Genomic DNA, 21282 nt, shown 5'->3' with positions numbered 1-21282 from the left:
GACGGTCACGCTGGACCGCAGCCCACGCGGCCCGGCCGAGGCTTTATCCGGCGCGGGAATGCGTTACCGTCGAATCGACTCGTGTCGCGTGCCGCGCATGCGCCAGAGTGTTTGAAGGCCCGGATCGGGGCGTGCTGCGGCGGAAGGTTTCGTGGTGAGTGTCGAGTCGAGTGTGAAGCCGAGCCGTGCCCGCGTCGTCGCCTTCTCGGGCAGTGCCAAGCGGCCCTCGCGCACCCGCATCCTGGTCGAGGCCCTCGGTGCCGAGCTCGGGCGCCTGCGTGGGATCGATCTCGCCGTCTACGACCTCATGGATGCCGGCCCAGGCCTCGGCGCGACGCAGCGCGACGATCTGTCGGCGCCCGCCGCGCGCCTCATCGAGGCGATCGAGGGGGCGGACGCCCTGATCGTCGGCACGCCGGTCTATCAGGGCGGCTATGCCGGGCTGTTCAAGCACGTCTTCGACTTCGTCGATCCAGCTCGGATGATCGGCATGCCGGTGGCGCTGACTGCGACGGGCGGCGGTCTGCGCCACGCCCTGGTGGTCGAGCATGGGCTCCGACCGCTGTTTGGCTTCTTCGCGGCTCATGTCGCACCGACCTCGGTCTATGCCGGCTCTGACGACTTGGTGGACGGCCGCATCGTCGACGAGACCGTGGCGGTTAGGCTTCGCGCTGCGGCCGCAGAACTCGCCGCCCTGCTCGACGTATCGCGGACGGCCGCGACCGGCGCATCCGCCTGACGGGAGACTCCCCCCGGCCTGCGGCGGGCCCTAGATCGGAGACGGACCACGCTCATCCGCGAGGGATCATGTCAGGCTCTTCGATCTTGGCCGGCAAGGCGGCGCCAACCGGGCTGCCCGCCACCTACGTCACGGCTTCCGGAATGCCGCGCTACCATCCGGTGTCGCAGGCGCTGCACTGGCTGAACGCCGCCCTGGTCCTGGCCGTGCTGCCGCTCGCCTGGGTCGCGATCAGCCTGCCGCCGACGCCCGCCAAGGGCAGCATGTTCGTGCTGCACAAGTCGGTCGGCCTGACGATCCTGGCGATCGTGGTCCTGCGGATCGTCTGGCGGATGGTCCGGCCCGCGCCGCCGGACCCGCAGGCGCCCCGGCTCCTGACGCTGATCGGGCGCGTCAACCACTACCTGCTGTACGCGATCTTCCTGATCATGCCGATCAGCGGCTACCTGCTGAGCGCGCTGTCGGGGCGGGACACGCCGTACTTCTGGCTGTTCACGATTCCGGGACTGCCGAAGGACGACGCGACCCAGAAGGTCTTCGAGTCGATCCACGTCTTCGGCCAGTGGCTCGTCTACGCCCTGGTCCTGCTGCACGTCGCCGGGACGGCATGGCACCTGATAGTCCGGCGGGACGGACTTCTGGAGCGGATGCTCCCCGTGCAGGACGGCCGCGGGCAAATCCGCTGACGCATCAACCGGCAGTCTCGAGGTTCCGGGCGCCGGTCCGCTCTGTGGTCAGTCGACGCGGCGCAGGACGAAGGCGGTGCCCACCTCCGGGTCGCGCCGCCAGCGGCCGTCGCCGCTCGGCACGAGGTCGATGCTGTGGCCGCGCTTGGCGGTCAATGTCATCCGGCCGTTCACGTAACGCCAGCGCACCGGGTCGAAGACTTCCAGGCCGCTGTCGTGGCAGCCCCGGACGATGTGCACGCCGCCGCCGCTCCCGTCGAGGGTGATCCGGCATGTATCGCGCTGCTGGACGCGATCGAGGGCGTAGAGGCCGGGCGCCGGACCCGCCGAGACGGTCGCCGCCGGCTGCAGCTCAGCCGGGACCGGGGCCGCGGTCTGGAGCGGGGAGGAGCTCGTCGGATTAGCCGGCGCGGTCTCGGGCGCGGCCACCGCATCGGCCGGTCGCATCGCGACGATGTCGAGGGGAACGAAACTGTAGCCCTCGCCGCCCTCGGCCTGCGCCACGAGGCTGCGCTGGTCCGGCCGCTTGGCGAAGTCGAGGACCGGGCGGACGTTGCGGTCGACGAGGCGGACGGCGCCGTCGACGAAGAGCCAGCCGGCGACCGCGTTCAGGACCGGCAGGGCCCGGCGGCATCCGGCCGGGAAACGCAGCCGCTGCCCCGCCTCGCCGCTGTCGAGCACCAGCGTCATGACGCAGCGGCGGTTGGTTCCGTCCCGGGACAGGTCCCAGGTTCCCGGCACCTGACCGAGCCTGTCGGGCAGGCTCGGCGGTGCGACCGGAACCGGAGGCGCCGCGAGCGTCCCCGCGGGCCGGGGCGGAGGCGTGGGAGCGGCCTCTTCGGTGGCGGCGGGCACGTCCTGGGCGACTGCCGGTCGGACGATCGCGGTAGTCGCGATCAGCGCCGATGCGGCCAGCAGGGCGGCCTGAGCCTGTCTCACGCGGTCGGTCTCCAGGGTGTCTCGGCGACAGGCGTCAGCGGACCCCGTCCCTCGAACCAGGAGACGACGTTGTCGACGACGAGCTGGGCCATCGCCGCGCGGGTGTGCTCGGAGGCCGAGCCGACATGCGGCAGCAGCACCGTGTTGTCGAGGGCGGCGAGGTCCGCGGGCACGTGCGGCTCGTTCTCGAACACGTCGAGGCCGGCGCCCATGATCGTCCCGGCCTTCAAGGCGGCGGTCAGTGCCGCCTCGTCGACGAGGGTGCCCCTGGCGACGTTGATCAGGATGCCCTCGGGGCCGAGCGCTTCCAGCACGGTCGCGTTCACCAGGTTGCGCGTGTCGGCGCCGCCGGGCGCCACCACGATCAGGATATGGACCGCGCGGGCGAGGCCGATCAGCGTATCGTGATACGTGTAGGGGACGTCCGCCTGCCCGCTGCGGCCGTGATAGTCGATCTCGACGCCGAAGCTCTCCAGGCGGTGGGCGATCGCCCGCCCGATCCGGCCGAGACCGAGGATGCCAACCCGCCGCCCGCGCAGGGACGCCGTGAGCGGGAAGGGCGCCTTGGGCCAGTGGCCGGCCCGCAGGTAGCGGTCGGCCTGGGGGATCCGCCGCAGGGTGGCGAGGACGAGGCCGAGGGCGAGGTCGGCGACCTCGTCAGTGAGGACATCCGGCGTGTTGGTGACGATGATGCCGCGCCGCTGCGCCCCGGCGGCGTCGACGGCGTCGTAGCCCACGCCGAAATTCGCGATCAGCTCGAGGTTCGGCAGCCGGTCCATCAGCACCCCGTCGACCGCGCCGCCGACGCAGAGCGCGCGGATCCGCGGCCCGATCTCGGCGAGCAGCGCCTCCGGATCCGCGGCGTCCGCCAGCCGGTGGACCCCGTACCGTCCCGCGAAGGCCTTCTCCACGAGCGGGTGCATCTTCCGGAGCAACAGGATCTCGACCGGGGCTTCAGCCATCGTTCACTCCCACGTTCGGCCGTTCGTCAGTGCCGGCCGTCTCCCCGTCCCGGCATAGAGCCTGTGCGGGGTGACGCGCCAGCGCGCCGAAGCCACCGGCGATGACACCTTGGTGACACCCGCACGGATCAGCCGGGCGGCCAATCGACCGGCACAGGGCTCGCCTCTTTCGAAAACCGCGCGCGATGCCTACTAAGGATCACGCATCATCGCGAGAGTTCTGCACCGATCCCATTCGCCGAAGACGAAGACCGATGACCAGCCCGCGCACCCTCTACGACAAGATTTGGGACGACCACGTCGTCGATGTCCAGCCGGACGGCTCCAGCCTCCTCTACATCGACCGGCACCTCGTACACGAGGTGACGAGTCCGCAGGCGTTCGAGGGTCTCCGCGTGGCCGGCCGCAAGGTGCGCCATCCGGAGAAGACGCTGGCCGTCGTGGACCACAACGTCCAGACCTCGGACCGCTCGCAGGGCATCGACGATCCCGAGAGCCGCACGCAGCTCGAGGCGCTCGCCGAGAACGTGCGCGACTTCGGCATCGAGTTCTACGACGCACTCGACCGACGCCAGGGCATCGTCCACATCATCGGACCTGAGCAGGGCTTCACGCTGCCCGGCCAGACGATCGTCTGCGGCGATTCCCACACCTCGACGCACGGTGCGTTCGGAGCGCTGGCCCACGGTATCGGCACCTCGGAGGTCGAGCACGTGCTCGCCACCCAGACACTGGTGCAGCGCAAGGCCAGGAACATGCGCGTCTCCGTCGATGGCACGCTGCCGCCCGGCGTGACCGCGAAGGACATCATCCTGGCGATCATCGGCGAGATCGGGACCGCCGGCGGCACCGGCCACGTCATCGAGTATGCCGGCGAGGCGATCCGCGCCCTCTCGATGGAGGGCCGGATGACGATCTGCAACATGTCGATCGAGGGCGGGGCCCGTGCCGGCATGGTCGCCCCCGACGCGACGACCTTCGCCTATGTGAAGGACCGCCCGAAGGCGCCGAAGGGCGCGGCCTTCGACGCGGCCCGCCGCTACTGGGAGAGCCTCGTCACCGATGCGGGCGCGCATTTCGACCGCGAGGTGCGCCTCGACGCGGCCAATCTACCGCCGCTGGTGAGCTGGGGGACGAGCCCCGAGGACGTGATCTCGATCCAGGGCCGCGTGCCGGATCCGTCCGAGATCGCCGACGAGAACAAGCGGCAGTCCAAGGAGAAGGCGCTCGCCTATATGGGCCTGACGCCGGGCACCCGGATCACCGACATCACCCTGGACCGGATCTTCATCGGCTCCTGCACCAACGGTCGCATCGAGGATCTTCGCGAGGTCGCGCGGGTCGTCGGTGACCGCAAGGTGCATGACGGCGTGTCGGCGATGATCGTGCCGGGCTCCGGGCTCGTGAAGGCGCAGGCGGAGGCCGAGGGTCTCGACAAGATCCTGAAGGCGGCGGGCTTCGACTGGCGCGAGCCGGGCTGCTCCATGTGCCTCGGCATGAACCCGGACAAGCTGCGTCCGGGCGAGCGCTGCGCCTCGACATCGAACCGCAACTTCGAGGGCCGTCAGGGGCCGCGTGGGCGCACGCACCTCGTGTCCCCGGCCATGGCGGCCGCCGCGGCGGTGGCCGGACGCTTCGTCGACATCCGGGAGTGGCCGCAGGGCTGAAATCCCGATTGACGGCGACGGCTCCGTTGCCTAAACGGAGCCGTCGCCGGCCAGTGGCCGACGGCGAGCCCAGGTGGCGGAATTGGTAGACGCGCTGGTTTCAGGTACCAGTCTCGCGAGAGGTGAAGGTTCGAGTCCTTTCCTGGGCACCAAATGCCTGACAGCAGCCCGCCAAAGCATTGGCGGGCTTTGTCGTTTCTGAGGGGTGGGACTCTTGAGCTGAGGGTGCGGGGGTTCTTCGCGCTTCACGGGCCATCCAAGCCCGGTTGGGCGTCCGCGTGTAGGTTGCGCTTTTCCGAAAGAGTGCCAAGCGGGCGACGACCTGCTCGCCCTTGATGCCCTGGTCGACCTCGATCGCCAGAGCTTCGCGTGTGAACGCATCGACGACGGTCAGGGCTCGCAGCCGGCGGCCATCGAACAGTGCGTCGGATACGAAGTCCATCGACCAGCGCTCGTTCGGCCGGAGTGCCGCAGGCTGACGCTCCCGCTGTGCTGCGCGACATGCCGGCGCGGTCGCATGAGCCGCAGGCTGAGGCCCTCGTCCCGGTAGAGGCGGTGGACCCTTTTATGGTTCACCCGCCAGCCCTCTCGGCGCAGCAGGATGTAGATCGGGAAATAGCCGTAGCGCACCCGGCTCTTGGCCAGGTCGCAGATGCGCATCCGCGGCGGTGACTGATCGGGTTTGGTCGAGCGGGAGCGGATGCTCGACCAGCCGACGCCGAGCGCAACGCAGCTGCGCCGCTCACTCACCCCGTGCGCCTCCTGAACCTGGTGCACGAGCTCGCGTCGCCGAGCAGGCGTCAGAGCTTTTTTGCGAGCACGTCCTGCAGCATGTGCTTGTCGAGGCTCAGATCGGCCACGAGCTGCTTGAGCTTGCGGTTCTCGTCTTCAAGCTGCCTCAGCCGTCGCACTTCGCCCGTCCCCAAGCCACCGTAGAGCTTCTTCCAGCGGTAGAATATCTTCACGGCTCTACTCCTCCCATCAGGATCTCACAAAACCGGAAACCTCGCACTCAGGCCGGATCAAAGAGATGGGAGGGCGTCAACTGGCGTCTGGCCTCGCCACGCTGATTCAGCTCCGCGAAAGCCTGAGCGCTCGCGAGGCCGCCGAGCCAGTCCGGGCTCAGATCGACTGGAAGTACCTGCTGGCGCTCGACCTCATCGATCCCGGCTCCGACCACAGCCTCCTGTGCGAGTTCCTAGGCTGGATCTTGCAGCACGCGGCCAGCGAACGCTTGCCGGCCCGCATCCTCGATACCGCGCGATCAAGGCTTGCTTGAGGTGCACGGCCGTCAGCGCACCGACAGCACGCGCGTGCGCGCGGCAGTGCGCGATGTCAGCCGGGTCGAGCTTCTGGCCGAGACCCTGCACACGACCCTCAATGCCGTCGCGACAGTCGCCCAGGCTTGGCTGCGTGCTTTCGCCGTGCCTGAGTGGCACTCACGCTCCGATCAACGGGTGAGGAAACGCGCCTGCCGGAGACCGGCGCGAAGCGCGAGGCTTGCGTCCTCCACGTCGTGGCGGATGGCTATCGCCTACACGTCGCCCCGAACGATGCGGATGCGCCACCGTTGTCCGCTGCTTTGCCCGCGGTCGCCGCGCTGCGAGGTGTGTGGGCGCACCACTTCGAGCGGGGTAAACGGCAGGGACGAGGCTTATCGTCGTCAGCGAAGAAGGTTCGGGGGCACTGGCGGGCTCGCATTCAGCAGAGTGATCGTCACCCGGCGGTTCGGCGCGAGGTAGGGATTGTCGGGGAAAACCGGCTCGGTGTCGGCGCGTCCCACCACGGAAGCGAAGTTGTCGTTGGGAACCCCGGCACCCGACAGGATCTCGCGCACGGCGAGCGCACGCCCGGCGGAGAGGTTCCAGGGTTCGACAGCCCGCGCCAAGCCTGGGCGCGTGGCGGCCGTGTAGCCGGTTATGGACAGGCGGTTGGGCAGCCGCCGCAGGGCGGGCGCGAGCGCCTCCAGCACGCGACGGGTGCGGTCGTAGGCTTCGACAGAGCCTTCGCGGAACATGGAGCGGCCGTCCTGGTCCACGAGGGAAACGTTCACGCCCTCCTTGGTCGGCTCGATCACGATGTTACGCGACAGCTCGGCAATGTCGGGCATCGTCTGGAGCGCCTGCCGGAGGCTGGCTATGGCGCTGTAGTTGGCCTCCACGCTGGCGGCCGGGCGGCTGGCATCGAGATCGCTGGCGCGGCCCGGACTAGTTTGGCGCGCTCTGTCCTCCCGCTCGGCAGAGCCCCTCTCCGCGTCGCGGGGGGTGGATGGCTTGTTGCCTGAAGTGTCTAGGGCGGAGCCGTACAGTATTCCGCCAGCGCCACTGGTCGCAGGACTTAAAGCCGCCGGCGAGAAGTATTCCGCCAAGCCGATCTTCTGCTCCTGCGTCGTCATGCTGATCAGCCACATCAGCAGAAAGAACGCCATCATGGCGGTCACGAAGTCCGCATAGGCGATCTTCCAGGCCCCGCCGTGATGCGCGTGGGCGGCCTTCTTGACCTTCTTGATGATGATCGTGGTCATCGCATCCCTGCCGGATATCGGGTCAATTCTGGGCGGGAAGAGCGGCGGTTGCCGCTTCCACTTCGTTGAAGGTCGGGCGGACGTCGCTCATCAGAGACTTGCGGGCAAATTCCACCGCCATTACCGGCGGCTGCCCGGCAATGTGGGCGAGCAGGCCAGCCTTGAGTGATAGGTAGTATTTGGATTCGGCCTCGAAGAGGCTCTTGAGCGACTGCGCCATGGGCCCGAAGAAGCCATAGGCGACGAAAACGCCAAAGAAGGTGCCTACGAGCGCGCCGCCGATCAGATGTCCCAGCACCTCCGGCGGCTCTTTGATCGCTCCCATCGTCTTGATAACGCCGAGTACGGCGGCGACGATGCCGAGCGCCGGTGTTCCGTCGGCGAGCGACTGCATGGCCGAAACGACACGCTCCTGCTCCTGGTGGTGCGTCTCAAGTTCCTCATCCATGAGAGCGTCTATCTCGTGGACGTTGTTAGCGCCCAGCGTCACCATACGCATGTAATCGCAGACGAACTCGACCGCGTGATGGTTTGCTGCAAAGGTCGGAAAGGCGTTGAACAGCGTCGACTGGCTCGGATCTTCAATGTGCGGCTCGAGCGCCATCGAACCCTTCTGCTTGGCAAGCTTGTACAGTGAATATTGCATTCCAAGCAGTTCGACATAGGATTGCTGGTTGTATTTGGGGCCCTTCACCAGCGTGCCCAGCATGGCGGGCACGGCCTTGAGCACCGGCCCGGTATTGCCGATGATGAAGGCACCGATCGCTGCTCCGAGGATGATGACAAACTCGAACGGCTGCCAAAGGACCACCAAGTGGCCACCCATCGCCGCGTAGCTGCCGAAGACGCAGGCGAAGACGATCAATGTGCCGACGATCAGCCGCATAATTTGCCATCCTTGCGCGGCGGAAGGTACAGCCCGCGCGAAGCTACCAATGATCTGGCAAATCACTGATCTTGGTTAACGGCGCGTTTAGAGCAGCGGCCGGAGGATTATATGATTCTCAGTCCCGGCATTTGGTGGAGTGGGTGTGACCTGAAGTGAAGGTCGCCGCAGCCGCTCGGCGGTATGGGGAGATGGCGCCCGGAATGCCTGGATCGCCAGAGGCCGGCCGATCTCGCTGCAGCAGGCCCTGTCCATGGTCGACCCGGGCAAGTTCTAAGGGGCGCTCCGCGATGCGGGGGAGGGTGTCGCAAACGCGATCGGCCCGGCTTTCACGGGTCGTAGGCATAGCCGCCGAGCTTGCCGCTCCATCACCGGAGCCGGCCGATGATCCTGAACGCGCTTGCTCTCAAGCTGAAGCGAGACGCTCGCGGCGACCTCCGGCGCCGGCACTTCCAGGCCGCCGTAAACCGCGCCATCGACAAGCACAGCGAGGCGTTCGACATCCTGCTCACGGCCAGCCGCGATCTCGGTGCCGCCAAGCGCTTGGGCCGCAAAGTGCTCCAGGATAAGCCCCACCTCGCCCCAGATCGCATCGGCACGGATGATGCTGGTCCGTACCCGCCATCCATCGCTGATAGCCGTGATCAGGGAATGCTACCTCGGGCCCTAACCCGCTACGTCATCAAGCACCTGCTGCATGGGATTCCTTCACTTCTTTCCTGGGCACCAAAGACCTCACAGCAGCCCGCCGATATATTGGCGGGCTTTGTTGTTTCCAGGGTGCGGGCGTCCTGGGCGGCTCACCCGAGTTCCCAACCTGATCGGTTCGGCGCACGCGGACCCGATGCTCCCGCCGCCAGATCGACTCACCTGGCCCGATGCACGCTGCGCGGTATAAGGCTCCGCTTGGGTTCTCGGCGAGGTCGATTCACGTGCGTTCCGGTTCAAGGCTCTCCGAACGCTGGTTCACGCTGGCACTGTGGCTCGTCGCACTGCTCTTCGCGTGGTTCCTCATCGGTCTGGGATCGCTCGTCGTCGGCGATTTACCCCAGGTGGAGCACCGCTACACCCTCGACCAATTCCTCGACACCGACCAGGGGACGTCGTCGGCTGAGGCCCTCAAGCAGATCCGTCGGGAGCAGGACGACAATCGCCGGCAGGTCGAGCAGGACCAGCTCGCCCTCGAGGCCGCTCAGTCCGCGTCCGAGGGCGCGCGCGAAACCTTCTCCAACTGGCTGAAGACCCGGGACGCCACGCAGCGGGTCGACCAGGATCCCGGCCTGATCGCACGCACGCAGCAGCTCGACGCGCTCAAAGCCGCCGAGCGCACCATCGAGGAGCGCCTCGCGGCCCTGGCGCGGACGGGCCTCGCCCTGTCGGATCGTGAGGCGGCGCAGCTGCGGGTGGACAACGATCTGCGGGCGGTGGCCCAGAAGCGGCTCGATGCGGCCGAGCGCGGCCAGGAGCTGCGCGTCTTTGCCTACCGGCTCGCCCTGACGCTACCGCTGCTGGCCCTTGCCGGATGGCTCCTGCTAAAGCGCCGTCACACCCGCAACTGGCCCTTCGTCTGGGGCTTCGCACTGGCGGCGGCCTTCGCCTTCTTCGTCGAACTCGTGCCATATATGCCGAGTTATGGCGGCTACGTGCAGTACGGTGTCGGCGTGATCGTCACGCTGGTGGCGGGCCGTGCGGCGATCAACGCGCTGCACGCCTACCGTACGCGGCAGGCCGCGGTGGAGGCGCGTCCGGACGCGGAGAGGCGCACTGAGATCGCCACCGACCAAGCCCTGGCGCGTCTCGCCAAGAAGGCCTGCCCCGGCTGCGAGCGGCCGATCGCCCTCGACGACGCGGGCACGAATTTCTGCCCCCATTGCGGGTTGGGCATCTTCGCGCATTGCCCAGCCTGCGCGCAGCGCAAGAGCACCTTCGAGCGCTTCTGCAGAGCCTGCGGAACCCCGAGCCCGGATCTCGCGACCCCGATCCCATAGCGGGCGCGCCATCAACGGAATGGATCATCGCGCAGCGGATCGACGGTTTGCGCCCCTCAGGCGTTGTCGCCCCGGATCGCCGCGATGACCGCATCGGTGACCTGCCGCGTCGTCGCCCGCCCACCCAGATCGGGGGTGTGAAGGTTCGGATCGGCGGTGACCCGCTCGACCGCGCGCATCAACCGGTCGGCCGCCGACTTCTCGCCGAGGTGCTCCAACATCTGGCACGCCGTCCAGAAGGTTGCGATTGGGTTGGCGATGCCCTTGCCGGCAATGTCGAAGGCCGAGCCATGGATCGGCTCGAACATCGACGGGAAGGTCCGCTCCGGATTGATGTTGGCGGTCGGCGCGATGCCCAGCGAACCGGCGAGCGCCGCCGCGAGGTCGGACAGGATGTCGGCGTGCAGGTTCGTCGCCACGATCGTGTCGAGGGTCTTGGGCTTGGTGACCATGCGCATGGTCATGGCGTCGACCAGCATCTTGTCCCAGGTCACGTCAGGAAAGTCCCGGGCGACCTCCGCCGCGATCTCGTCCCACATCACCATGGCGTACCGCTGGGCGTTGGACTTTGTGACGACCGTGAGCAGCTTGCGCGGCCGGGTGCGGGCCAACGCGAAGGCGTAGCGGATGATCCGGTCGACCCCTGATCGGGTCATCATCGAGACGTCGGTGGCGACCTCGTTCGGATGACCCTGATGAACCCGGCCGCCGACGCCCGCATACTCGCCCTCCGAATTCTCGCGGACGATCACCCAGTCGAGTTCCGGACCCGAGACGTTGCGCAGCGGGCTGGTGATGCCCGGCAGGATTCGCGTCGGCCGGACATTGGCGTACTGGTCGAAGGGCTGGCAGATGGCGAGGCGCAAGCCCCAGAGCGTGATGTGATCGGGCACGTCCGGCGCGCCAACGGCGCCGAAGAAGATCGCGTCGTGATTCCGGATCTGGTCGCGGCCGTCGGCCGGCATCATCACCCCGTGCGACTTGTAATGATCCGAGCCCCAATCGAACCGGTCGAAGCGGAACCGGAACGTTCCGGCCTTCTCGGCGAGGACGTCGAGCGCCTCGATGCCGGCGGCGATGACCTCTACGCCGATGCCGTCCGCCGGAATGGCCGCGATGGTATAGGTCTTCATGATGGATCTCCGAGCCTGTCGGGGAGATCTGGCGCCGCAGCCGGTTGCGTCGAGACGAGCGACCATCGGCCGGCTTTCCGCCGGGGCCCCGGATCGGCAGCGCCCTCGTCACTGAGGCTGGGCCGCCGGCAACTCCGCCGTGCCTCCGAGGGGACGGCCCGGCCGCGCTCGAAAGCCCATGTAACGTTTTGTGACACGGTGCAATTTCGCGTTGCCGTCCCGGCGGCCGTCCCTATGCTCGCCCCATGCACGAGGGCACCACCATCGCCATCGTCGAGGACGATGCCGAAATTCGTACCCTGCTCGCCGGCTATCTGGAGGGCGAAGGGTTTCGCATCGTCGCCCTCGACGGCGCCGCCGGCCTCGACCGGCTGCTCGGATCAGGGGCCCAACCGGACCTCGTCGTCCTCGACTGGATGCTGCCGGGCGAGGACGGCCTGTCCATCTGCCGCCGCCTGCGCCAATCCGGTGGGCCACCCATCGTCATGCTCACCGCGAAGGCCGAGGACATCGACCGGGTCCTCGGCCTGGAGATGGGAGCCGACGATTACGTTTCGAAGCCGTTCAACCCGCGGGTCCTGCTGGCCCGGATCCGCGCCGTCCTGCGACGGGCCCACGGCACCGCCGTGCCAGGCGCCGGGGCCGCGCCCGAACGCGTGAGTATCGCCGATCTCGTTGTCGATCTGGCGGCCCGCACGGTGACCACGGGTGATCCGGCCGCCGAGATCCCGCTGACCAGCGCCGAGTACGACCTGCTCCACTGCTTCGTCACCCGGCCGCAGCGGGTGCTCTCGCGCGACCAGCTCCTCGACTGGACCCGCGGCCGGACCGCCGACGCCTTCGACCGCACCATCGACGTTCAGGTCAGCCGCCTCCGGCACAAGCTCGACGCTTCGGGCAGCCGGACCGCTGCCCTGCTCAAGACCGTGCGCAATGCCGGCTACATTCTGGCTGCGCCGGTCCGCTCCGGAACGGCGTGATGGGCCGCGTTGGGCTACTCGGGCGGATCATGCTGCTCCTGCTGGGAGCGCTCTCCCTGCTCGTCCTCGCCACGGTGGCCGTGGATCACTGGCAACGCCGGCAGGAGCGTTGGCCCTCCGGCTCGCGCTTCCCGCGCGTCGATCAGGCCGCCGGCATCATGACGCTGCTGCGCGACGCGGATCCGGCCCAGAGAATGGCCATCCTGAAGGCGGTGAGCGGTGAGGCGCTGCGCGCTGAGATCATCGATGTGCCGCCCGATACGGCCGACCTGATCCGCGAGCCCCGGCTCGAAACCCGGCTTCGCCAAATGACGACCGAGCCGGCCGATCGCGTCCAGGCCTACACCGACACCGCCCTGCTGCGCCGCGGCGTCGACCCGGCCAACATCGACAAGGCGGAGCGGACCGGACCGGTCGGACGCCTCGCAATGGCGACCTACCGGCTGCCCGACGGCCGGTTCGCGGTGATCACGGCGGCCGAACGTCACCGCTCGCTCATGCCGTGGCTGTTCGGCCAGCCGCTGAGCCTCTGGGTGGCGGTGCTCGGCGCCGCGGCGGCGGGTCTCGTGCTGGTCGGCACGCGCCACGAACTCGCCCCGCTGCGGCGCCTCACCGACGCCGTCTCCCGCTTCGACGGCCGCGCCCCGGAACAGGTGAGCGCTCCGCGTGGTGCCCCCGAGATTCGGCGCCTCGCGCAGGCGGTGCAGGGCATGCAGGAGCGGATCGCCGGCCTCATGGCCGAGCGCTCATTGCTCATCGGGGCGATCTCGCACGACCTGAAGACCTACCTGACTCGGCTGCGCCTGCGTGCCGAAGGGGTGGCCGAGCCGGCGCTCCGGGAGAAGATCGTGGCGGATCTCGACGCCATGACCGAGCTGATCGAGACCTCCCTGGGGTTTGCCCGCGGTACCGCAGTCGAGGCGACCCGCGCGCCCGTCGATCTCGCTGATCTGGTCGCCGTCGAGGTAGCCGAGCACGCCGCCCAGGGCGCCACCATCAGCCTGACCGGCGAGGAGGTGCGGGACGCCACGGTGGCAGGCGACGCGGTCGCCCTGCGCCGCGTCGTGGCCAACCTGATCGGGAACGCCGTCAAGTTCGGACGCTCCTCGGTGGCGGTTGCGGTGAGCCGGGCCGGGACGATCTGCCGGATCGTCGTCGAGGATGACGGCCCGGGCATTCCCGAGGCGGAGCGGACGGCTGTGTTCAGCCCGTACTACCGGGTCGAGCGTTCGCGGAGCCGGCAGACCGGCGGAACCGGCCTCGGCCTCGCCATCAGCCGGCAGATCGCGGAGGCCCATGGCGGCACTGTGGTGGCGGAAGCCAGCGCGCGCGGCGGCGCGCGTCTCGTCGTGATCCTACCGAGCCTGCCCTGAAGGGCGGGTGGTACGGGCGCGCAACCGGCCGTTACATATCGTTACAGGACGGCGCGTCGCGGTCACATCGGGGAAGCGCGCGCGGACGAACCTTCGCTTACACGCCGCGGCGGATCCTCCGTCTTGGCGGGGGCAGCCGGCCAACAGGCCGCGCCTGCCCGATCGAGCAGAAGGAGATCACCGATGTTCAAGGTTCTCGCTCCGGCCGCCCTCCTCGCCAGCCTCGCCGCCCCCGCCTCGGCGCTGCCGCTAGTCCAGGACGCGGTCTCCACCGGCTTCGACGGCGCCCAGATCATCCAGGTCTATGGCGGCTGCGGCCCCTACGCGCATCGTGGCCCCTGGGGCGGCTGCCGTCCGGGCGGCCAGTGGCGCGGCTATGTTCGCGGCGTCTCGTGCCCGGCAGGCTTCCACATCGGTCCCTACGGCCGCCGCTGCTGGCCCAACTGAAGCGCCGCATTGCCTGACCGCACCTCGTTCCTCATCCGGCCGCGAGGCCGGACACTCATGGAGTTGAGTCATGATCCGCACCTTCGTCATGCCCGTGGCGCTCGCCGCTGGAGTCCTGATGGCCGGTTCGAGCGCCGAGGCGCGCGACGGCTGCGGACCGGGTTTCCATCGCAACATCTACGGTTGGTGCCGGCCGAATCTCGGATACCGACCGTTCGTCTACATCCCGGTCTATCCGCGCGTCGGCGGCTATCGCTGGCACTCGGGCTACCATTGGCACCGCCGTTTCGCCTGGCGCGGCGACTACCGCTGGGGCGGCTTCCGCCATGTCGGATGGCATGGGGGTTGGCATCACGGCGGATGGCACGGCGGCTGGCATCACGGCGGATGGCACCATCGCTGGTGACCCCGCGTCGAACCCGGTCCCGCCCGTCGGGGCGTCGCAGCCGGAATACGGCCCACCCTACGGCAGCACCAAGCCCGATGCCGCGTAGGTCAGGGCCGCGACCAGGGCCGCGGCCGGCATCGTGATCACCCAGGCGATCACGATGCCCTGCGCGACGTTCCAGCGGACCGCCGAGACCCGGCGCGCCGCGCCGACGCCGACGATGGCGCCGGTGATCGTGTGGGTGGTGGAGACCGGGATGCCGAAGGCCGTCGCGGCGAACAGCGTCGCGGCGCCGCCGGTCTCGGCGCAGAAGCCTTGCATGGGCGACAGGCGCGTGATCTTCGAGCCCATCGTGTGGACGATGCGCCAGCCGCCCAAAAGGGTGCCGAGTGCCATGGCAGTCTGGCAGGACAGCACCACCCAGAGCGGCACGTGGAAGGCCCCGCTCGCGCCATGGGCGTAGAGTAGGGCTGCGATGATCCCCATTGTCTTCTGAGCGTCGTTGCCGCCGTGTCCGAGGGAGTAAAGCGACGCCGAGACGAATTGCAGGCCCCGGAACAGCCGGTCCACGGCGTGCGGCGTCGAGCGGACGAAGATCCACGAGACCGCCAGCATCAGCAGAAGCCCGAGGGCGAAACCGAGGGCGGGCGAAAGGACGATGGCGGCGCTGGTGGCGATGACGCCAGGCCAGACGATCACCCCTATTCCCGCTTTGGCGATGCCGGCGCCGAGCAGGCCGCCGATCAGGGCGTGGGAGCTGGAGGACGGGATGCCGGCATACCACGTGATCAGGTTCCACGTAATCGCGCCGCCGAGCGCCCCCAGGATCACCCGGTCGTCGACGGCCGAGACATCGATGATTCCCGAGCCCACCGTGCCGGCGACGTGGAGGCCGAAGACCAGGAAGGCCACGAAGTTGAAGAATGCCGCCCAGAACACGGCGTAGCGGGGCGCCAGCACCCGCGTTGACACGATGGTGGCGATGGAATTCGCGGCATCGTGCAGCCCGTTCAGGAAGTCGAAGACCAGGGCGAGGATGATGAGGACGACGAGGAGCGTCACGCGGCGACCTGCGGATCAGACGTGTTCGACGACGATGCTGCTGATCTGGTTCGCCACGTCCTCGAACCGGTCCATGACCTTCTCCAGATGGCCGTAGAGTTCGGACCCGACGAGGAAGGCCATGGGGTCCCGCCCCGATGCCTTGAACAGGGCCTTCAACCCGTCATTGTGCAGGTCGTCGGCGCGACCCTCCAGCTCGATGACGCGCTCGGTCAGGCCGTTCAGCGCGGCCGCGTTCTCGCCGAGCGCCCGCAGCTTTGGCAGGGCCGCGGCGGTAACCTGCGCGGCCTCCTGGATGACCGCCCCCATCTCGCGCATCGCCGGCTCGAAGGTGGTCACCTCGAACAGTTGGACCGCCTTGGCGGTCTTGAGCATCTGGTCGATCGCATCGTCGAGGGAGCCGACGAGGGCCTGGATGTCACCGCGGTCGAACGGTGTGATGAAAGTCCGGCGGACCGCCAGCAGCGCCTCCCGGGTGATTGCGTCCGCTGCATCCTCGTGGGCCGCGATCGCCGCGTAGGCTTCCGGAACGGCCTGTGTGCCGTCGAGGAGCGCTCGGAGGGCTGCGGCGCCCTCCTCAAGTGTGCCGGCGTGACGCTCGAACAGGTCGAAGAACCGGTCCTCCCGCGGCATCAAGGCGCGAAACCAAGCCAGCATGTCGTGTCCGGGTCGAGAGATCGGCGAAGTGGCCAGGTGGGAGACCACCCGGCAGGCACAACGGGCGAAGGTACCGCACCGATCCGGAGCCCAGGGCACAATCGACCGGCGGGCGACGCCGGCCGGTCGAAGCCCGGTTCAGCGAGCCTGCCCCGCGGAGGCGTGAAGCCAGCCGAAATCCACCGGGTATCCGAGCCCGTGCAACATCTTGACCCGCTTCCACGAGGCCGACCGCGCCGAGGCCGCGTCCTGACCGGCCTCGATCTCGGCGTTCTCCATCTCTTGGAGTTCGCAGCTCAGCGCCTCGCGCAGGCCGGCGGCCTTCATGTTGCCGAGCGCGGCGGTGAAGGCCTGCTCGGCGATCCGCACCTGATCACAAATCTGACGCACACTCATCAGTACCGAACCCTCCAGCACGGCATGAACACTGCACTTCCGCAGTCGGTTTGAGGCTACCACGCAGGCCTGGGGCGGAAGATGTACGTCTTTGGTGGAGCGGCTGTTACCGCAGCGAAAGCGGGCCGAGGCGCCGCATCGCCCGAGGCGGACGCGCCCGGCGCCGCTTGCGCCCAAACATCCTGCGGGCATCGGAAAGGCGCGGATCCGCCTCGTTCCTGCGGCTGAGGCGCGGTTGAACGCTGGAACCGATCGCGACCATCGCCGCCGCCCCGATCAACGCGACGAGCACTGCGCCCCAGAACACGCTCTCGAACATCAGGCACTCCCGAACCGGCGCCCGCCGCAGGCGGATTATAGAGCCGCGGATGATCACAGTATAAGCTAGACCATACTGCCGAATGTGATCAATGGCCGGTATCACGCTGTATCCATCTATCGACATCTGATTTCGCAGCGCCGATGCACCCGCAGCGGATGACGGCAGGCTGCAGGCTGTCCTTGCGCGGGATCAATGCGCGCCGCGCTCCGGTCTCCGACGATCCCTTCGTCGAAGCGGAGCCCGAATAATGCGCTTCTATCGCGTAACCTTCTACCGGACCGTGGCGGACGATTCCGGCCACGATCACCGGATCCGAGAGTGGGCGATTCTGGTCGGCGCGCCGTCCGACGTGTCGGCGGTCTGGCAGGCCAAGGCTCTGCTCTGCGCCGGTGCGCGGGTCGCCGATTGGCGCCTGCGCGCGGACAGCTGCGAGGTGGCGGCCCTTCCGGTCGCCGCCTGAGCGGCCGCGTGCCCGAAACGGCTTTGCTGCAGCATGATTTGCAGTGTGGCTTGCCCGGACCCGCAATCGCCCCTTGGACCCTTCGGGCACCTCTTCAATCCCGCGTCGTACCGGCGGTCTGGCTCGGACGCCGCTGGCGAGGTCGGATCCGGGGCATTTCGGAGGCGGGCATTGGCGCCACGTGGCGTCTGGATCCCGGCTTCGCCATGCGGCCCCGGATGACAGGGTAGAGCGGGTGCATTGCGTCTGCCCAAAGACCAAAGGTGAGACAGGTTCCTGAGCGGGCACGTCGGATCGTCCGAGCCGACGGCGCTCGTACCTTCGCGCCACAGGTCGCATCGGAAACGGGTGTGGTTCTACCGCGCGAACGCCCTCGGAGTTTGCTTAGCCGAACCGTCGCCCGGTGCGGCACCGCACCCCGCGTCGCAGGGCTCGTCCCTCTCCGGCCCCATTCCAATGCGAACTCGCGCGGATCGGCGTCCCGATCGTGCTGGTCGTCAAGCCGGCCCTCGCGACGGCGTTGACGAGCCTAACGGTGAATCCTGCGTCTCCGGTCGCGGGCAGGCTCGGAGGGGACGATCGGGGACGAGTTTTACGAAGCGTTCATCCTCCCGGTGTCGGATCCGGGAGGTGAGATGCAGGGAAGCGGAAGCAATGCCGAGCGAGACGAGAAGTCTGCATCAGGATGCGCCGGCTCAGGAGCCAATCCTGGAACTCTGGCGCATCATCGCCCTGGCGCTGATCGTCGCCGCCGGGATGCTGTTCGTCCACCTGATCGTTCCCACCGAAGCCGACGCATCCGAAGTTCCGACGGCCGCGCAGAGCCTCGCCGCGCACCGCCTCAACTGAGCGCCTAACGTCACGGGCGCAGTGCGTAAGCGTCGCCCCAGACATTGGATCCGGTCGAGACGTGTCGCGCCATCGCACGGGCACCGATACCCGGACGCTGTAACGTGCCGTCTTTTCGCGGGGAGTAGGCGTGATGAGCCAATCTCATGTGACGCGCGCGGGATCTCACCCCCTTCTTCTGTCTGGACTCATCGCAGCCGCCTCCGCCGAGCCTTCGGGGGCCGCCAGCGGAATCGAAGATCCAGATCCACGGATATGCCCAGGACCTGCACACGGCTCACGCATGACGTCCTGAGCCCGTACAGGAAATAGGACCTAAGCCAATGTCAGCGCCGGCGGCTCTGTCTCGTCGCGGTCAGTAGGGGATGCCGTTTGGGTGCCCCGCGATTCCAAACTGCCTACTGTATCGGAAGCGGAATCGACTCGACGGCAACTTCGCCGATCCCCCGGGCCGCGAGGGCGGCTCGCAGGGCGTTGGTGAGGCAGGTTCCAGCCGTGAAGGCACCGAGCGCGGAGCCGTGCCAGTCCGCCTCCCGAGGAACCGGGCCGATCAGCTGAACGACCCGCCGAGCGATTGCGGGGGCGGGGTCAATCCAGGTTACCGGCCAGGGGGCCACGGCCCGCAGCCGCGGCAGCAGCAGGGGATAATGGGTGCAGGCGAGGCAGATCACGTCGGTGCGTCGACCATCCGCCTCCGTGACGAAGCAGGGCGCGATCTCCGCGGCGAGAGTGACGTCGTCAACCGGAGCACCGGCGAGTTCGGCCTCTGCGAAGCCCGCGAGATTCTGCGAACCGACCCGCGTGACCGCGCAGGCACCGGCATACGTCGCGATCAGGTCGCTCGTGTAAGAGCGCGCCACCGTACCAGGCGTGGCCAGGAGGGTCACAAGTCGGGAACGCGTCACCTCGGTGGCCGGCTTGATCGGCGGCACCACCCCCACAAAGGGCGTCGTGAAGCGCTGCCGGAGCGCCGGCAGCACCAGGGTCGAGGCGGTGTTGCAGGCGATCACCACGAGATCCGGCCGGTGGATCCCGAGCAGCCGCTCCATCACGGCAAGCACTCTGGCCACGAGGGTGGCCTCACTGAGCCGTCCGTAGGGGAAGGCGGCGTCGTCGCCAACGTAGACGTATCGGGCATCCGGGCGGGCGCGCCGCATTGCGTCGAGGACGGTGAGGCCGCCGAGCCCGGAGTCGAACACTAGGATGGTCGGATCGGCGACACTGCGCAGCGCTGCGGCGGACAGGCTGGCCCCGGCCATCAGATCGATCCGCATGAGAACCCTGGACTCCTCAAAGAGCGTCTCAAAATCTCGGCAGGGAGGGTTAAGGCAACCTCTCTGCGGCGACAGAAAGACCCGCAATCCCCAACCCGTTCCGTTAACCCTCGCGTCGCCGCGGCGAATAAGCCCCGGCGCTTGCACGACAGCCCGTCTCGTAGAGACCGCTCCTGCAGAGGTTGTCGGACCAACACCGGGACATATCTTTTGCGCGCCGGCCGGTAGTCGAGAAAACGGTTCTCGGTCAGGCCTGAAAATGGGGACCATCGTCATGGCAGCAACAGCCGCACTGCGCCCGGACGAGACGCGCGCCCTCCAGGCATCGGCCTTCCCGCCGCCGCCCGTGACTGCCCGGCCGATCGACCGGGCCGCCTGGATCGCCGCTTACCGGCAGGTCCGGAGTGAGACCGAGCGCCGCGCTACGCCACTCTCCCCGGAGGACCAGCAAGTCCAATCCATGGCCGACGCCAGCCCGACCAAGTGGCACCGGGCGCATGTCACGTGGTTCTTCGAGCAGTTTCTGCTCCGGGAGCACCTGCCGGGCTACGCGATCTACGACGCGCGGCTGCACTATCTGTTCAACTCGTACTACGTGGCGGCGGGTCCCCGTCAGCCGCGCATCCAGCGCGGCATGATCACCCGTCCGACCATGGCGGAGGTCGCCGCCTACCGGGCCCATATCGACCGCGCCGTCGAGGCCCTTCTGCGGCAGGCCTCCGAGCGCGCCCTGGAGGCGGTGCTGCCGATCCTGGAGATCGGCCTCTACCACGAGCAGCAGCACCAGGAGCTCCTCCTCACCGACATCCTGCACGCCTTCGCGCAGAACCCGCTGAACCCGGCCTACGACCCGGACTGGCGATTCCCGAAGGCGGCGGCGCAGGCCGGGCAGGTCACCCTCGACCGCGCGATCGCCTGGATCGGGCATGCGGGGGAGGGTTTCTCGTTCGACAACGAATCCCCGAGGCACGAGACGCTGATCCCGGCCGGCCGGCTCGACCGGGCGCTCGTGACCAACCGGCAGTGGCTCGCCTTCATGGAGGATGGCGGCTACGCCAAGCCGGAACTGTGGCTCTCGGACGGCTGGTATGCCGGGTCGGCGGAGGGCTGGGAGGCCCCCGGCTACTGGCGCCGCGACGGGGAGGGGTGGGCGACCATGACGCTGGGCGGCGAGCGCCCGGTGGATCTTGACGCCCCCGTCACCCATATCAGCTACTACGAGGCGGACGCCTACGCACGCTGGGCCGGCCGCTTCCTGCCGACCGAGTTCGAGTGGGAGGTCGCTGCCCGCGACGGCGGCCTGCCGGACGCCTTCGGCCTCGTCTGGCAATGGACCCGCAGCGCCTACGTCCCCTATCCGGGCTACCGGCCGCTCCCGGGGGCGCTCGGCGAGTACAACGGCAAGTTCATGGCCAACCAGTTCGTGCTGCGCGGCTCGTCGGTGGCGACCCCCGACGGCCATGCAAGGCTGCCGTACCGCAACTTCTTCTATCCGCACCAGCGCTGGCAGTTCACGGGCCTGCGCCTCGCCGATGCCGCCTGACGCGCCC

At 68.3% G+C, this 21282-nt stretch carries 21 protein-coding genes, 1 tRNA gene and 3 pseudogenes; 14 read left to right on the top strand and 11 right to left on the bottom strand.

What is annotated here, in order from left to right; translation table 11 throughout:
* The first annotated feature begins 151 nt into the window (after positions 1 to 151).
* Positions 152 to 739 (top strand): NAD(P)H-dependent oxidoreductase, encoded by a 588-nt coding sequence (locus CIW48_RS10960; protein ID WP_246695196.1) that lies wholly within the window; start codon positions 152 to 154, stop codon positions 737 to 739.
* Between the two features lie 68 nt (positions 740 to 807).
* On the top strand, positions 808 to 1425 hold the full coding sequence (locus tag CIW48_RS10955) for a cytochrome b (protein WP_149310812.1): 618 nt from the start codon (positions 808 to 810) through the stop codon (positions 1423 to 1425).
* A gap of 48 nt (positions 1426 to 1473) precedes the next feature.
* Here the strand turns inward: CIW48_RS10955 and CIW48_RS10950 are convergent, their stop codons facing one another.
* Positions 1474 to 2364, bottom strand: coding sequence for an AprI/Inh family metalloprotease inhibitor (locus tag CIW48_RS10950; protein ID WP_149310811.1), 891 nt, complete (start codon positions 2362 to 2364; stop codon positions 1474 to 1476).
* Positions 2361 to 3326, bottom strand: coding sequence for a 2-hydroxyacid dehydrogenase (locus CIW48_RS10945; protein WP_149310810.1), 966 nt, complete (start codon positions 3324 to 3326; stop codon positions 2361 to 2363). The genes CIW48_RS10950 and CIW48_RS10945 overlap by 4 nt, the downstream gene beginning before the upstream one ends.
* Positions 3327 to 3580: 254 nt before the next feature.
* On the opposite strand from CIW48_RS10945, the gene leuC reads away from it, so the two are divergent.
* Together leuC and CIW48_RS10935 are read left to right on the top strand one after the other, a co-directional pair.
* Positions 3581 to 4993: a 3-isopropylmalate dehydratase large subunit gene (gene leuC, locus CIW48_RS10940; RefSeq protein ID WP_091780196.1), complete on the top strand. Its 1413-nt coding sequence runs from the start codon at positions 3581 to 3583 to the stop codon at positions 4991 to 4993.
* 67 nt (positions 4994 to 5060) lie between these two features.
* Positions 5061 to 5145, top strand: a tRNA-Leu gene (locus CIW48_RS10935).
* Between the two features lie 149 nt (positions 5146 to 5294).
* On the opposite strand, the pseudogene CIW48_RS10930 reads toward CIW48_RS10935, so the two are convergent.
* Positions 5295 to 6045, bottom strand: a pseudogene (locus CIW48_RS10930) (IS3 family transposase); the annotation flags it as partial.
* Here CIW48_RS10930 and CIW48_RS33905 point away from each other — a divergent pair.
* Positions 6036 to 6626, top strand: a pseudogene (locus CIW48_RS33905) (transposase); the annotation flags it as partial. The pseudogenes CIW48_RS10930 and CIW48_RS33905 sit on opposite strands and share 10 nt — an antisense overlap.
* A gap of 30 nt (positions 6627 to 6656) precedes the next feature.
* Here CIW48_RS33905 and CIW48_RS10920 read toward each other — a convergent pair.
* Both CIW48_RS10920 and motA read right to left on the bottom strand, forming a co-directional pair.
* Positions 6657 to 7517 carry a flagellar motor protein MotB gene (locus tag CIW48_RS10920; protein WP_149310808.1) on the bottom strand — a complete coding sequence of 287 codons (861 nt, stop codon included), beginning with the start codon at positions 7515 to 7517 and terminating at the stop codon, positions 6657 to 6659.
* Positions 7518 to 7539: 22 nt separating this feature from the next.
* Positions 7540 to 8403: a flagellar motor stator protein MotA gene (motA, locus tag CIW48_RS10915; RefSeq protein ID WP_091780190.1), complete on the bottom strand. Its 864-nt coding sequence runs from the start codon at positions 8401 to 8403 to the stop codon at positions 7540 to 7542.
* A gap of 384 nt (positions 8404 to 8787) precedes the next feature.
* Between motA and CIW48_RS10910 the strand changes: the two are divergent.
* Both CIW48_RS10910 and CIW48_RS10905 read left to right on the top strand, forming a co-directional pair.
* Positions 8788 to 9114: pseudogene (locus CIW48_RS10910) on the top strand (DDE-type integrase/transposase/recombinase); the annotation flags it as partial.
* 221 nt (positions 9115 to 9335) lie between these two features.
* Positions 9336 to 10391: a zinc ribbon domain-containing protein gene (locus CIW48_RS10905; protein ID WP_149310807.1), complete on the top strand. Its 1056-nt coding sequence runs from the start codon at positions 9336 to 9338 to the stop codon at positions 10389 to 10391.
* Between the two features lie 56 nt (positions 10392 to 10447).
* Here CIW48_RS10905 and CIW48_RS10900 read toward each other — a convergent pair whose 3' ends face one another.
* Positions 10448 to 11524: a tartrate dehydrogenase gene (locus CIW48_RS10900; protein WP_149310806.1), complete on the bottom strand. Its 1077-nt coding sequence runs from the start codon at positions 11522 to 11524 to the stop codon at positions 10448 to 10450.
* A gap of 245 nt (positions 11525 to 11769) precedes the next feature.
* On the opposite strand from CIW48_RS10900, the gene CIW48_RS10895 reads away from it, so the two are divergent.
* The 4 genes from CIW48_RS10895 to CIW48_RS10880 all read left to right on the top strand — a co-directional run bounded on the left by CIW48_RS10895 (position 11770) and on the right by CIW48_RS10880 (position 14730).
* Complete coding sequence (locus CIW48_RS10895; protein WP_149310805.1) at positions 11770 to 12504, top strand: response regulator; 735 nt, start codon at positions 11770 to 11772, stop codon at positions 12502 to 12504.
* Complete coding sequence (locus tag CIW48_RS10890; protein WP_149310804.1) at positions 12504 to 13877, top strand: ATP-binding protein; 1374 nt, start codon at positions 12504 to 12506, stop codon at positions 13875 to 13877. The genes CIW48_RS10895 and CIW48_RS10890 overlap by 1 nt, the downstream gene beginning before the upstream one ends.
* Before the next feature lie 183 nt (positions 13878 to 14060).
* Positions 14061 to 14324, top strand: a complete 264-nt coding sequence (locus CIW48_RS10885) for a hypothetical protein (RefSeq protein ID WP_149310803.1) — start codon at positions 14061 to 14063, stop codon at positions 14322 to 14324.
* 70 nt (positions 14325 to 14394) lie between these two features.
* Positions 14395 to 14730: a DUF3300 domain-containing protein gene (locus CIW48_RS10880; RefSeq protein ID WP_149310802.1), complete on the top strand. Its 336-nt coding sequence runs from the start codon at positions 14395 to 14397 to the stop codon at positions 14728 to 14730.
* 57 nt (positions 14731 to 14787) lie between these two features.
* Here CIW48_RS10880 and CIW48_RS10875 read toward each other — a convergent pair whose 3' ends face one another.
* The 4 genes from CIW48_RS10875 to CIW48_RS10860 all read right to left on the bottom strand — a co-directional run bounded on the left by CIW48_RS10875 (position 14788) and on the right by CIW48_RS10860 (position 17146).
* Positions 14788 to 15774 (bottom strand): inorganic phosphate transporter, encoded by a 987-nt coding sequence (locus CIW48_RS10875; protein WP_149310801.1) that lies wholly within the window; start codon positions 15772 to 15774, stop codon positions 14788 to 14790.
* Between the two features lie 15 nt (positions 15775 to 15789).
* Positions 15790 to 16431: a DUF47 family protein gene (locus CIW48_RS10870; RefSeq protein ID WP_149310800.1), complete on the bottom strand. Its 642-nt coding sequence runs from the start codon at positions 16429 to 16431 to the stop codon at positions 15790 to 15792.
* A gap of 138 nt (positions 16432 to 16569) precedes the next feature.
* A complete protein-coding gene (locus CIW48_RS10865) occupies positions 16570 to 16827 on the bottom strand; it encodes a hypothetical protein (RefSeq protein WP_149310799.1) in 258 nt (85 codons plus the stop codon).
* A 106-nt stretch (positions 16828 to 16933) separates the two neighbouring features.
* Complete coding sequence (locus tag CIW48_RS10860; protein WP_149310798.1) at positions 16934 to 17146, bottom strand: hypothetical protein; 213 nt, start codon at positions 17144 to 17146, stop codon at positions 16934 to 16936.
* A 250-nt stretch (positions 17147 to 17396) separates the two neighbouring features.
* On the opposite strand from CIW48_RS10860, the gene CIW48_RS10855 reads away from it, so the two are divergent.
* Together CIW48_RS10855 and CIW48_RS10850 are read left to right on the top strand one after the other, a co-directional pair.
* On the top strand, positions 17397 to 17609 hold the full coding sequence (locus CIW48_RS10855; protein WP_149310797.1) for a hypothetical protein: 213 nt from the start codon (positions 17397 to 17399) through the stop codon (positions 17607 to 17609).
* A 654-nt stretch (positions 17610 to 18263) separates the two neighbouring features.
* On the top strand, positions 18264 to 18458 hold the full coding sequence (locus CIW48_RS10850) for a hypothetical protein (RefSeq protein WP_149310796.1): 195 nt from the start codon (positions 18264 to 18266) through the stop codon (positions 18456 to 18458).
* Positions 18459 to 18856: 398 nt separating this feature from the next.
* Here CIW48_RS10850 and murI read toward each other — a convergent pair whose 3' ends face one another.
* Positions 18857 to 19732, bottom strand: a complete 876-nt coding sequence (murI, locus tag CIW48_RS10845; protein ID WP_149310795.1) for a glutamate racemase — start codon at positions 19730 to 19732, stop codon at positions 18857 to 18859.
* Positions 19733 to 20006: 274 nt separating this feature from the next.
* Between murI and egtB the strand changes: the two genes are divergently transcribed.
* Positions 20007 to 21275, top strand: a complete 1269-nt coding sequence (gene egtB / locus CIW48_RS10840; protein ID WP_149310794.1) for an ergothioneine biosynthesis protein EgtB — start codon at positions 20007 to 20009, stop codon at positions 21273 to 21275.
* The last annotated feature ends 7 nt before the right edge of the window (positions 21276 to 21282 follow it).

The organism is Methylobacterium sp. P1-11 (assembly GCF_008329595.1).
Taxonomy (GTDB): domain Bacteria; phylum Pseudomonadota; class Alphaproteobacteria; order Rhizobiales; family Beijerinckiaceae; genus Methylobacterium.
The sequence above is the reverse complement of the archived record's forward strand: the minus strand, read 5'-3'. Positions and strand labels throughout refer to the sequence as shown.